Annotated in this window: 11 protein-coding genes; 1 reads left to right on the top strand and 10 read right to left on the bottom strand. The window is 53.9% G+C overall.

Annotation, left to right across the window (positions count from 1 at the left end):
- Nucleotides 1-12: 12 nt before the first annotated feature.
- Genes puhC through bchF form a run of 10 tightly spaced genes read right to left on the bottom strand, consistent with a single transcriptional unit; the run spans nucleotide 13 to nucleotide 11,825 of the window.
- Complete coding sequence (puhC, locus tag QZ280_RS06785) at nucleotides 13-480, bottom strand: photosynthetic complex assembly protein PuhC (protein WP_293441826.1); 468 nt, start codon at nucleotides 478-480, stop codon at nucleotides 13-15.
- 4 nt (nucleotides 481-484) lie between these two features.
- Complete coding sequence (gene puhB, locus QZ280_RS06780) at nucleotides 485-1,129, bottom strand: photosynthetic complex putative assembly protein PuhB (protein WP_293441825.1); 645 nt, start codon at nucleotides 1,127-1,129, stop codon at nucleotides 485-487.
- A 57-nt stretch (nucleotides 1,130-1,186) separates the two neighbouring features.
- Nucleotides 1,187-1,960 carry a photosynthetic reaction center subunit H gene (gene puhA / locus QZ280_RS06775; RefSeq protein ID WP_293441824.1) on the bottom strand — a complete coding sequence of 258 codons (774 nt, stop codon included), beginning with the start codon at nucleotides 1,958-1,960 and terminating at the stop codon, nucleotides 1,187-1,189.
- 17 nt (nucleotides 1,961-1,977) lie between these two features.
- Entirely contained in the window at nucleotides 1,978-3,408 is a 1,431-nt protein-coding gene (locus tag QZ280_RS06770; RefSeq protein ID WP_293441823.1) for a PucC family protein, read from the bottom strand.
- Entirely contained in the window at nucleotides 3,405-4,070 is a 666-nt protein-coding gene (gene bchM / locus QZ280_RS06765; RefSeq protein WP_293441822.1) for a magnesium protoporphyrin IX methyltransferase, read from the bottom strand. Before bchM ends, QZ280_RS06770 begins: the two co-directional genes overlap by 4 nt.
- On the bottom strand, nucleotides 4,071-4,967 hold the full coding sequence (bchL, locus tag QZ280_RS06760; RefSeq protein ID WP_009830399.1) for a ferredoxin:protochlorophyllide reductase (ATP-dependent) iron-sulfur ATP-binding protein: 897 nt from the start codon (nucleotides 4,965-4,967) through the stop codon (nucleotides 4,071-4,073).
- A 25-nt stretch (nucleotides 4,968-4,992) separates the two neighbouring features.
- Complete coding sequence (locus tag QZ280_RS06755) at nucleotides 4,993-8,538, bottom strand: magnesium chelatase subunit H (protein ID WP_293441821.1); 3,546 nt, start codon at nucleotides 8,536-8,538, stop codon at nucleotides 4,993-4,995.
- Entirely contained in the window at nucleotides 8,528-10,060 is a 1,533-nt protein-coding gene (bchB, locus tag QZ280_RS06750) for a ferredoxin:protochlorophyllide reductase (ATP-dependent) subunit B (RefSeq protein ID WP_293441820.1), read from the bottom strand. Before bchB ends, QZ280_RS06755 begins: the two co-directional genes overlap by 11 nt.
- Entirely contained in the window at nucleotides 10,057-11,340 is a 1,284-nt protein-coding gene (locus tag QZ280_RS06745) for a ferredoxin:protochlorophyllide reductase (ATP-dependent) subunit N (protein WP_293441819.1), read from the bottom strand. Before QZ280_RS06745 ends, bchB begins: the two co-directional genes overlap by 4 nt.
- Nucleotides 11,337-11,825, bottom strand: a complete 489-nt coding sequence (bchF, locus tag QZ280_RS06740; protein ID WP_009828858.1) for a 2-vinyl bacteriochlorophyllide hydratase — start codon at nucleotides 11,823-11,825, stop codon at nucleotides 11,337-11,339. The genes QZ280_RS06745 and bchF overlap by 4 nt, the downstream gene beginning before the upstream one ends.
- A gap of 178 nt (nucleotides 11,826-12,003) precedes the next feature.
- On the opposite strand from bchF, the gene QZ280_RS06735 reads away from it, so the two are divergent.
- Complete coding sequence (locus tag QZ280_RS06735) at nucleotides 12,004-12,873, top strand: cobalamin B12-binding domain-containing protein (protein WP_293441818.1); 870 nt, start codon at nucleotides 12,004-12,006, stop codon at nucleotides 12,871-12,873.
- Nucleotides 12,874-12,891: the final 18 nt, after the last annotated feature.

Raw genomic sequence — 12,891 nt, 5'->3', positions numbered from 1 at the left:
TTGGCTAAATTATCAATCAAGCAGCTTGGCGAAAGCGGCTACATTGTCTTTTCCGTATCCGATTAGTTCGATCTTCCAACCGGTCGTATCGTCTAGTATTCCTACGTGTCCGTTTTCACGGCGGACTACGCGAATGGGTGTATCTGATGAAAGGTTCTGCACCAAACGCTCACGTGTAACAGCGACCCAAATCACATCGATGAAGCCTTTCTTGGCGTCGGTCGAATGCGCAAGTTGTGTCCCTGTCTCATCATAGACACCAATGCCTTCACTGCGCGACCCTTGCAGCGTAACAGAGATCTCTTGCACAATGTCGCTATGTGCTACGACAGAAGTCACAGGACGCCCCGTGAAACGTGCGACGCCAACTAGCAAAAGGCTTGCCGCCATAAGTGCGAACATTGCGATGACAAGAAACTTCGGAACCATCTCGCGGTCGCGATGCTTCATCTCGTTAGAAAGTGTGTTGAAAGAGGCCATGAAACTACTCCGCCGTTATGCCGTCTGCGCCAAGATCGAACTCTTGCGTGCGTGTGACTTGTGGTTGGGAAACACGCGTTTCTGCGGCTTCGGCGAAAATTGTGGCGACCATTGCGGCCTCAGGAATAGCGCGCAGCGCAGGTTGTGTACGGCGCATATGCCAAGGGCGCACATGGGGCCAAGTCATTAGATAGGATAGACGCGTTTCGCCCGTCAGCTCAAGCATGATCGTACCTGTTCCGTCCGTGCGCACAGTCGCTTGTGCATTCGCGATGCACACATATGGCAGGTTCAGCGTCATCGTCAGGGCCGCACCAATGCGCATGCACACGCGCTTATTGGTCAGTGTGTAAACTGTGCTGCGTGCTTGGATTGCAGCAACAGCGTAAATCAATAGCGCGACGACGACACCAGCAAGTACGAATGGTACACCGTGCAGAAGAGCAGTCGTGAACGGCACATCTGCAGAGGACACGCCGACACGCCAGATTGTGAGTAAGGCGAAATAACCAATCACCCAGTTCAACGCCCACGCATCGCGCGCAAGACGGAGCGCGTTGGGGCTGCCCTGCCATAGGATCTGCTCATCACTTGGCAGTTCCTCTGGAAGGCCGCGAACCGGTTCAAATTTAAAATCGTTGTGATGCATTTTTAGTCCCTCAAAAATAGGTGCCGAACCCTGGCGAGAGGCTCGGCAGATCTTTGTTTAGAGCAATGGTTCGGAACGGTTTGGGTCTGCGTAAAGCGTGCCACCACCGTAATAGGCCATGATCTTTTCTTCCTCCAAAAGCGTGATTTGCTCGTCGCTCTTGATGCCGGGGATATCTGCGAAATGAGTACCGTATAGCGCGCGTACTTTCACATGATCGTCTTTGATCCGGCAGAAGTTGATTGGCAACAGACGTGTCTCACCCGATCCTTCAGGATTCAAATCAATCGTCAGGAAACGCACCAATTGCTCTGGCACATCGACCCACATATCAATGCAGCGTCCGATGATTTCACCGTCACCCGCCATCACGACCAAGCCGCGCGGATCGCGGCCCGCAGAGAAAGCAAAGTCAGGCAACTTAGATAGCGGCTTGATCTTCACATGCCCGTGCGCATCAAGCTCTGGGTGATCCTCGCGGGGGGCCCACGAAGCGGGACCAACGCCATCAATCATTGGGTTGCCCGTTGGAATATAAGGGGATCCAGCAGCACGCGCGCTTTGCTCAAGTGCGAGATCATCGCGATCACCGCGCTGACCTGAGGGCACAGTCAACTCACCGCGGCCATCAGGTAAAATGAACGTTTTGTCATCTGGCACAGGAAACGGCCCTTGGTTGGGCGCTGCGTTGCCTTCTTCGTCTTGCAATGGATAGCCTTCGCGCATGTTTTCGGTCTGAAGATAGAAAATCAACAGTGCGAAAAAGATCCAAAACATCCAAATCGCAGCACTCGCGAGATCGAAGTTTCCAAAAAATTCAGTGCCTATCATAGTCGCCTCCTATGGGGTTAGGTTGGGAAATCAGACAGCTCGAGGCTGCGTGTTTCTGAAGAGTTAAGCGGTTTGGCCCGAACAAGAGGACCAAGCGCGATGAGAGTGATGAACAGCAGCCCGATTTCGAGCTGGTAAACGGCGGAATATCCGATGGAGGGGGAGGTAAGCGCGTTGCCAAGAGCGCCGCTTTGCCCTGCAGTATTCACCAGATCACGGATCGCGCCACCGATGAAAATCGAAAGGCCTGCGCCCGTTGCTTGCGCGGCGCCCCACACGCCAAGTGCGAGGCCACGACCAGCAGCGCCTTTGACTTTGATCGTCATGGCGGCAGTCAGGGTTGCAACAGCAAAAAGTCCGCCACCAAGACCGATAAGGGCAGCGCCAATAAAAAAGAGAATGGGTGAATTCATCGGTGCAGAGAGCAGAACCGCGCTAAACGCAGCGATCCCGATCATCACACCGCGACCCCCCATGCGAAACGGGTCAATTCCAAGCGAGAGCCAACGCGCGGCAAGGCCAAAGCCAAGCAAAGCACCACTTGCCCACATCGCAGTGAGCAATGTCGTTGCAGAAACAGACAGACCGAGAATTTCGCCGCCGTAAGGTTCAAGCAAAACATCCTGCATATTGAACGCCATCGTTCCGAGGAAGATCGTCACGATCAAACGCGTCACATTGTTTTCGTTGGCGAAGTCGGACCAAGCAACGCTGAACGCTGGCTTGGGCGCGCTTCGAACTTCACGGCTCATGGGAGAGAGCTTTTCCTGCTTCCAGAGTGCTATGATGTTCAAAATCAAGGTCATCACAGCTGCGCCTTGAACGACTTGCACCAGCAAAAGCGCCGAGTAATTGCGCAGCAGCGTGCCGATGATGACTGCCGACACTCCCATGCCGAGTAAGTACATCACATAAAGCAGTGATACGACCTTCGCGCGCGTTTCTTCTGATGCGCGATCTGCGGCAAGCGCAAGCCCCGCCGTCTGTGTCATATGCATGCCAAGCCCTGTGAGCAGAAAGGCAAGCGCCGCTGCGACTTGGCCGAACATGCCAGCATCCACCGCGGTATCGCCTGCCAAAACCAGCAGTGCCATCGGCATAATTGCAAGGCCACCAAACTGCCAAAGCGTGCCGAACCATAGGTAGGGAACTCGCTTCCAGCCAATCGCGGAGCGGTAGTTGTCGGACTTGAACCCAAGGATCGCGCGGAACGGCGCAATCAAAACGGGGATTGCGATCATCAAAGCCACGATCATCGCAGGCACTGAAAGTTCCACGATCATCACGCGGTTCAACGTGCCTAGTAGCATGACAGCCGCCATGCCGACAGAAATCTGAAATAGCGAGAGGCGCAAAAGCTGGCTCAGCGGCAAACCCTCGCTTGCGGCATCTGCAAACGGCAACATCTTCAGCGTCATGCTTTTGATGATGTTCTTGCTCGCGATCATGCACGGAACCCTAGCGCTTGGGAGATATAGAAGCCGGATGAGACACGTTCAATCTCGCGGATTTTGCCTTTGGTGGCAGCTGCGATTTTAAAGGATTGATGCGGGATCATTGTGGGCGAGCGATCAGAGCGCGGAAACAGTTTTCCAGCGCGCCACATCATCATCAACAAAGGCGTGCGCGGCGCGACAGTGAACGCCATATTGCCGCTGAGGCGCGGCGCAAGCCCATCCAAAATCTGGCCAATATCTTCGGCCGTATAGTAGATTAAACTGTCCATCGCGACGATATGATCAAAAAGACCAAGACGCTTATCAAGCATGTCACCTGCGGAGAATGTGAGTGATCCGGCAACACGATCAGGGCGACGTTTCTGCGCGATATCAATAAGCTGCGGTGAAATATCAACGCCAACCACATCCGCACCGCGCTTGGCCAACTCAAACGCCAAAGCGCCTGTGCCACAGCCCGCATCGAGTACTCGCGCACCGTGCAAATCAAGCGGCAGTTGAGAGAGTAGCACATCTCGCATGCGATTACGTCCTGCACGTACAGTGGCGCGAATGCCCGACACGGGCGCATCTGATGTCAGCTGCTCCCATGTGCGGGTCGCGGTCTTATCGAAATAAGTTTCGACGCGCGTGCGTGTGGCTTCATAGGTCATTTAGTCGAAACCCAACAATTCAAAGATCTCGCGATCAGGAAGGGGATCGGGTGCCAGCGGTAGCGTGCCGTTGTAAAGCGTCTCTGCGAGGCGGATGTATTCCTTGCGGACCTGAACGATGTCTTCCTCGTCAGGCATCTCGAAGAGCGTCTTTTTCTTCAAACGCGAGCGACGGATCGCATCCAGATCCGGCATATGCGCGATGCGGCTGAAGCCGACTGTGTCACAATAGCGATCCACCTCATCCGTGTCCTTGGAGCGGTTGGCAACACAACCCGCAAGACGGACTTTGTAGTTCTTCGATTTCGCCTGAACCGCCGCAATAATCCGGTTCATTGCATAGATGCTATCAAAGTCGTTCGCCGTCACGATCAACGCGCGATCTGCGTGCTGCAAAGGCGCTGCGAAGCCACCGCACACAACGTCACCAAGCACATCGAAAATCACCACATCGGTGTCTTCGAGCATATGATGCTGCTTGAGCAGTTTCACGGTCTGACCAACCACATAACCACCACAACCCGTGCCCGCAGGCGGACCGCCAGCTTCCACGCATTTCACACCGTTGTAACCTTCGGCAACGTAGTCTTCTGGGCGCAGCTCTTCCGCGTGGAAATCAACGCCTTTCAGGATATCGATCACAGTTGGCTGCAAGCGTCCCGTCAGGGTGAATGTGCTGTCATGCTTGGGATCACAGCCAATTTGCAAAACGCGGTGACCGAGCTTGGAAAACGCAGCAGACAAGTTCGACGAGGTCGTCGATTTGCCGATGCCGCCTTTGCCGTAAACGCTGAAAACCTTCGCGCCTTCGATTTTCGAACTCTCGTCCTGATGGACCTGCACGGATCCTTCACCGTCGCCACCAAGGTTTGGAATGCTTCTATCAAGTGGGCTCATTTTGGTCCCTTTCCATAAGTTTGGGTCATTCGGCTGCAATGCCCTCTAATCTGTCTTCAATGGCATCGGCTGCATTTTGCAGGGCCTCCAACGTGTTGGAATCTGGCGTCCAATAATCGCGATCTGATGCTTCGAGCAGACGGTTCGCCATGCGCATCGACGCTTGTGGATTAAGGTCGGCGAGGCGCTGACGCATCGCGTCATCCAGTACGAAGGTCTCGGAAAGCTCTTGGTAAATCCAAGGATCGACTTTTCCTGTTGTTGCGGACCAACCCACGGTATTGGTGATATGCGCTTCAATCTGGCGCACGCCTTCGTGGCCGTGCTTCAAGAGCGGTTCAAAGAATTTCGGGTTTAAACTGCGTGCGCGGGTCTCTAGAGAAACCTGTTCTTGCAAACTGCGCACTTTCGCGCCACCACGCGTTTGATCGCCGATATAGACAGGTGTATCGGCACCGTTTTTGGCGCGTTTTACTGCGGCGGCAATGCCACCCAGTGTGTCAAAGTAATGATCAACAGACGTGATACCCAGCTCGACAGATTCAAGATTCTGATAAGCAAGTTCGACGTTAGAGAGCGTATCTTGCAGCAATTCTGATTGCTTGGATGCTTCGCCATCAACACCATACGCAAAGCTTTTGCGCGACTGATAAGCATCGGCGAGATCGCAATCGTCTTCAAAAGCGGAACTATCAACGAGTTGATTGACGTTAGAGCCATACGCGCCCTCAGCATTTGAGAACACACGCAGCGCCGCGGTCTGCATATCGCAGCCGTTGGTTTCCATGAACTTCAACGCATGTGCGCGGATTGGGTTCAGGGCGAGCGGCTCATCCGCCTCAGCACATTTCAGCGCAGCATCGGCGAGAAGTTTGGTCTGCAAAGGCAGTAAATCGCGGAAAATGCCAGACAGGGTCATCACCACATCAATGCGCGCACGACCAAGCGTTTCCAGCGGCACAAGATCAGCACCACACAAACGACCATTTCCATCAAAACGCGGGCTCGCCCCCATAAGAACAAGCGCTTGCGCGATAGGGCCGCCATTGGATTTAATGTTGTCAGAACCCCAAAGAACCAGTGCGACAGTTTTGGGCAAAGTGTCGTGTTTCTTAAGCAACTCAGCCGCTTGCAAAGCACCGTCTTCCATCGCGTAGGCGGTTGGCATGCGGAAGGGGTCGAACGCGTGAATATTGCGACCCGTGGGCAGAATATTAGGTGCGCGGATCACGTCACCACCGGCGACAGGCTTGATAAATTCACCATTCATTGCACGCATAAGCGCGTCGAGCTCAACTGACTTTGTCAGATGCACTCGCGCAGTTTCGCGCGCTTTCACATCGCCAAAGCTCATCTGATCGAGCGTGTTTTGCACAGACTCTTCAGTGAGTTCACGCCCAACGATGTGAAGCCCATCAGGAATCAGTGCTTCTTCGGTCTCTAGCAGTTTCAACCAAAGCTGATCGAGTTCATCAGACTCTAGATGCACTGTATCTGCTTGCGCGCGGATCAGCTTTTCAAGTGCCGCGAGCCCTTCATCTGCAGGGTTCATGCTGCGCCATTTGGTCAAGCTGTCCTTAAGATCGGCAAGACCACGATATAGACCAGATGCCTGCAAAGGTGGCGTCAAATGCGTGATCGTCACAGCGTTAGAGCGGCGTTTTGCGAGCGTCGCCTCAGACGGGTTGTTCGCGGCATAGAGATAGACATTGGGCATGTTGCCCATCAAACGATCAGGCCAGTCGTTACCACCACATCCGTTTTGCTTACCGGGCATAAATTCAAGCGCGCCGTGCATGCCAAAATGTAGTACAACATCGGCTTTCAGTTCATGCTTGAGGTACTGGTAAAAAGCACTGAACGCATGGGTTGGAGCAAAGCCGCGCTCAAAGAGCAGGCGCATTGGATCGCCCTCGTACCCGAACGTGGGCTGCACGCCGACAAAGACATTGCCGAACTGTGCGCCAAGCACGAAAACTTCGCGACCATTGGATTGCACACGACCCGGTGCTGCTCCCCATGTTGCTTCGATTTCATCGAGCCATGGTGTATTGGTCACCAACGTATCGGCGCTAATGCGCGCAGCAACATTGGCGTCTTGACCAAATGTTTGCGCGTTGCCTTTGAGAACCGCTTCACGTAGTACGTCGACGCTCGCGGGTGGCTCAAGATCATAGCCTTGCGCTTTCATCTCATGCAACGTGTTGAACAGGCTTTCGAACACAGAAAGATAAGCAGCCGTTCCAACGGCGCCCGCATTCGGCGGAAAGCCAAACAGCACGATGCCGACAGTCTTGTCTGCGTTCTCTTTGCGACGCAAAAGCGCGAGGCGTTCGGATTTTTCAACCAAAGCATCAATACGCTCCACGCAGGGTGCCATTGCTTTGACGGACCCAATCGCTTTGCATTTATGCGCGCAACCTGCGCAGCCACCAGGCGCATGACGACCCGCAAAAACAGTCGGGTTCGTTGCGCCATCAATCTCTGGCAGGGCCACTAACATGGTCGCTTCAATCGGGCTGAGACCTTGCTCACCTCCAGCCCATTCAGAAAGCGTTTGAAACTCTAAAGGCTGGGCTGCGACATAAGGCACATCAAGCGCGCTGAGGGCATCAACGGCGCTGTTGCTATCGTTGTACGCTGGGCCACCCACCAGTGAGAAACCCGTCAAGGACACAAGCGCGTCGATCGTGCCAAGGTAGTATGCTTTAATCGCGGGGCGTCCATCAAGACCGCCTGCGAAGGCTGGAACAACGTTCATACCGCGTGCTTCAAAGCTGCGAATAACCTGATCATAATGCGCTGTATCGCCTGCCAGAATATAGCTGCGTAGCATCAAAACACCGATAGTCGGACCCGTACCCTTGCGCGGTAGATCAGCGATATTCGATGCAATGTGATGGTCGGGCAGATCGGGGTGATAGAGACCCGTTTCAGGATACTCAATTGGCTCTGCGGCTTTCACACCGCGCCATTCAGCACGCGAAGAATAGCGTGAAATCAAGAAGCGTACGAGGCTTTCGATATTGTCGTCCGAGCCGCCAAGCCAGTATTGCATGCTCAGGAACCAAGCGCGTAGATCTTGCGATTTACCGGGGATCATCTTGAGGATCTTGGGCAAGCGGCGCAGCATTTTCATCTGACCCGCGCCAGAACCACCTGACTTTTTCGACGGCTTGAGCTTCTTGAGCAAAGCAATCGCACCCGTCGCAGGGCGCATCATGTCGAGATCGCCCATCTTGGTCAGTTGAACAATCTCTTGATCCGCGATCACACCGACCATCGCATCGCACGCATCACGGCGTGCTTTGAGATCAGGCAAGATCATCTGAATGTGCTCTTCTAAGAAGATAACAGAACTTACTACGATGTCTGCCGTTGCGATATCGGCCTTGGCTGCGTCAAGCGCGGCTGTATCCTTGGCCCATTCCGCCGCCGCGTGTATCTTCAACTGCAACCCTGGAAAATCCATCGCCAAAGCAGGTGCAACCCGCGCAGCAGGTCCCGCCGCGTGGCGGTCCAACGTCACAAGAACGACGTTGTATGGGGTATGCGTTACATCATCGCGCAAAGTGTGCTTTGGCCTCGTAAAGTGTGTCGATAGAGATTTGATTGAGGCCGCGCTCAGATGCGTAGTTTTCGGTGTTGCGGCGTGCTTTGCCGCGCACGAAGAACGGGATTTTTTTCAACTCTCGCTCAGCATCAGAGAGCCAGATGACGTTGTCCGATGTTTCGGGCGCGCTGTGTACAATTTCCAAAGTAGAGGCTTCAGATGGTTTAGGCGCATGACCGCCATGATGGCTTGGGCCAGCGGCATCGTTGAATTCAAAATCTTCGCGGAACATGTGCAGCAGATGCTCTTCCAGACCCATGACAAGCGGGTGAATCCATGTATCAAAGAGCACATTGGCACCCTCAAACCCCATTTGGGGGGAGTAACGTGCAGGGAAGTCTTGCACATGCACTGGCGCAGAAATGACAGCACAAGGAATGCCAAGACGCTTGCCGATATGACGTTCCATCTGTGTGCCGAGGATCATCTCTGGCTGAAGCTCTTCAATCGTCTTTTCAACGAGCAGATAGTCGTCCGTGATCAACGCTTCGACGCCATAATCCTTCGCAACAGCGCGCACACCACGTGCCATTTCGCGGTTGTAACAGCCCATGCCAACGACTTCGAAACCCATTTCATCACGCGCAACGCGCGCGGCGGCTTTGACGTGGGTTCCATCTCCGAAAATGAAGACGCGTTTGCCGGTGAGATAGGTGCTATCGACCGAGCGTGACCACCAAGTTTGGCGCAGACGGTCGCTGTCAATCTCGTTCGTAGAACCGCTTAGCTGACGTATTTCTTCGATGAAGTCCCACGTCGCACCAGCGCCAATTGGAATGGTCTTGGTGTAAGGCTGATTAAACGTGCGTTCACAATAACGCGCAGCCATTTCGCCTGTTTCAGGGTAGAGCAATACGTTGAAATGCGCTTGGCCCATCTTGGCGATATCAGCAGGCGTGGCCCCCATGGGCGCGCAGATATTCACTTCGATCCCTAGTTCATAAAGCAGGTTGGTGATCTCAGAGACATCATCGCGGTGGCGAAACCCAAGGGCCGTTGCACCGATGATATTACAGCTTACGCGCTCTGTCTTTTCCATCGGCTTGGCAAGGTGCTTGACGATCTGAAAGAACGTCTCATCCGCGCCAAAGTTTTCTTTGCGTTGATAGCTAGGCAGTTCCAGTGGGATCACTGGGATATCGAGACCCATGGTTTCTGCCAAACCACCGGGATCGTCTTGAATCAACTCCGCTGTACAAGACGCGCCAACGATGATCGCTTCGGGCTCAAACCGATCATAGGCGTCTTGGCAGGCTTCTTTGAACAGACCGGCGGTGTCGGCACCCAAATCGCGTGCTTGGAAGGTTGTGTAGGTCACAGGTGGGCGGTGATCGCGGCGCTCGATCATTGTGAACAACAGATCTGCATATGTGTCGCCTTGAGGGGCGTGCAACACGTAGTGTAAACCCTTCATCCCCGTTGCGACGCGCATTGCGCCAACGTGAGGCGGGCCTTCGTATGTCCAAACTGTTAACTTCATTCCGCGGCGACCCCGAGGATTGATTTACGACGCAATGGACGTGCAAAGAGCGAGGCGAGATCGCCTGCCTGTTCGTAAAAATGCACAGGCGTGAAAACCAGCTCGATGGCCCATTTGGTGCTAAGACCTTCGGCCTCAAGCGGATTAGCCAAACCCAAACCACAGACTGTCAAATCAGGACGCGCCTCGCGGCAGCGATCCAATTGCAAATCCACATCTTGGCCCTCGGATATCTGTGGACCAGCGGGTAACAGATCCAAATCTGGCCCATGCAATGCGTCGTGAATGTAAGGCATGCCCACTTCAATCGCGCTCATCCCGCATTCACGGGTCAGGAAACGCGCAAGAGGAATTTCAAGCTGGCTGTCAGGGAAGAAAAACACCGACTTGCCGTCCAATGCTTCAGCCGCTTGTGCAACTGCTTGGCGCGCGCGACGGCGTGGGGCTTCTGTGGTTTGCTCAAAAAGGTCATCTGACACGCCGAACTCAGCGGCAATCGCGGCAAGCCAAGCGGTTGTGCCTTCTTCGCCCAAAGGGAAAGGCGCGGTGAGATGGCGTGCACCACGGCGCACAAGCGCTGCATGTGTTTCGCCGAGGAAGGGTTGGGTTAAAGCGAAGACTGTGTTTGGCCCAATTTGCACATCCGCATCAATCGTGCGGGCAGGTAGGACTTGGACGTTCTTGATACCAAGACCGTCGAGCAGCCCAAGCATTTGATCCTCGACCACATCGGGCAAGGCACCGACGACAACCAAGTTGCGTGCGTCGGTCTTCGGCAAGACGGGAACCATTGCTGCAAGACACGCATCTTCGCCTTGGGTAAAGGTCGTTTCAATCCCAGAGCCGGAATATTCCAACACGCGCACTTTGGGCGCATAGGCTTGCGTCAGACGTTCAGCAGCACGGTTCAGATCAAGCTTGATCACTTCGGATGGGCAAGAGCCGACGAGGAACAACTGACGAATATCAGGGCGACGCGAGAGCAGCGTTTCGACTTCGCGATCAAGTTCCGCATGCGCGTCGTTCAGTCCAGCGAGATCTGATTCTTCGAGAATCGCTGTGCCGAAGCGTGGTTCAGCGAAGATCATCACGCCAGCTGCGCTCTGCAAAAGATGCGCGCAGGTGCGCGACCCAACCACCAAAAAGAAAGCGTCTTGCATTTTACGGTGCAGCCAAATGATGCCTGTGAGGCCACAAAACACTTCACGTTGACCGCGTTGCTTGAGGACAGGTGCAGAGCGGCATCCGCCAGTGACGGGAGGGGGCGCTAAATCGTTCATGCCGCGAGCTCCGATTGAAGGCGCGCAGCGCGCAATTTCCACAGGAATTGACCTGCATTCACGACGTAAGTGGCATAGGCCATTAGCACGATTACGATCAGCGCTTCTGGACCGATACTGCCCGTCAAGAGACCATATAGATAAAGGGTGTGAAGCCCGATCACGACGAAGCTGATCACGTCTTCCCAAAAGAACGCAGGGGCGAAAAGCCACTGTCCGAACACCACCTTTTCCCAGATCGCACCAGTCACCATGATGAGATACAAAAGGAACGTTTTCGCGATGATGGAAACGGTTGCAATTTCATAGCCAGCACCTGTCGTAAGGTAGCGCAGAACCAGCACCAGAGAGACCAGAAAAACTGCGAATTGCAGGGGTGCTAGAATGGCCTGAACAGTGGTCCAAATGCTGTTGTCACGGCGCACGCGCTGCTCGGGCGTGTACAGCCCGATCTGTTCTTGTGCTGTTCGTGACGTGCTTGTCATGTGATCCCCTGAGACGGCTTAGCCTTTGATAAAATTTGGCAGCATAGAGTGTATCTGTCAACTTTGATTTACACATTAAAGCCAGTATTTGACTGCGAAATTTGAATTTTCTGTTAGTTTTGGCGAAATATTCCAAAAGTGTCATGATTTATTGACATATTTGACGCGATGCGAAACGATGGCACCATCTGTTCCGATTTTGGGCAGTGGGATTGAAGCTGCTTACCTTCGGAGGGGTGATGTGATCTCGAATCAAACGGCCGTGTTGCCGCGCCCTTTGAACAAGGTTGATGACGTTGCTATTCGCGCTCTTGCGGTATTGGCGGCGTCCAACGATCAGCATGCCTCCCGAAAACTCAAGCCCAATCTGCACACCGACCCAGAATTCGTTCAGGAATTGGTGAAACGTCTCTATGTCGCGTCGACGTCGTCTGACCGGCATGAAATTACGGATGTTATCAAAGAAATTCAGTCAAAACACGTCGAAATCGAAGACATCATTTCGGTGCTCGTGCCTAAGACGGCACGCAGGCTTGGCCAGAATTGGGTTGAAGACACTGCATCGTTTGGCACCGTCACAATCGGATGCGCGCGGTTGCAAGCCTGTGTTCATCATCTTGAGCGGTCTTTCGCAGAGCGTCCTTTGCGAAAAACTGCGCAGTCTGGCAATTTCTTAGTTGCTGTACCAGAAGGGGCGCAGCATACACTTGGTGCCGTAGTGCTTGCCGCCCAGCTTCGCCAAGCAGGTGCGGTGGTGCAATTGGTCTTGGACGCAAGCGCGGAACATATGTCTAAACGCGTCAAAACAGAGCAATTTCAAGCGGTTCTAATTTCAGCGTCAATTGGTCAAAACATTGAGAGCTTGCGCCAGTTCGTGCAGGCCTCTCGCGATAGGGAAAACCGGTCGAATGTTATTGTCGGGGGTAGCCTTCTTAGCGTCCAATCTGATCTGGACGCTAGGGTGGGGGCTGACGCTGCGACTAATAAATGGCAAGAGGCTATAAAATTGGGCCTGTGGGGGTTGCCGTGCAGGCAGGTCGCCCTTTAAAGGAGCGTAAAAATACGT

This window comes from Planktotalea sp. (genome assembly GCF_018607995.1).
Classification (GTDB): Bacteria; Pseudomonadota; Alphaproteobacteria; order Rhodobacterales; family Rhodobacteraceae; genus Planktotalea.
The sequence above is the reverse complement of the archived record's forward strand: the minus strand, read 5'-3'. Positions and strand labels throughout refer to the sequence as shown.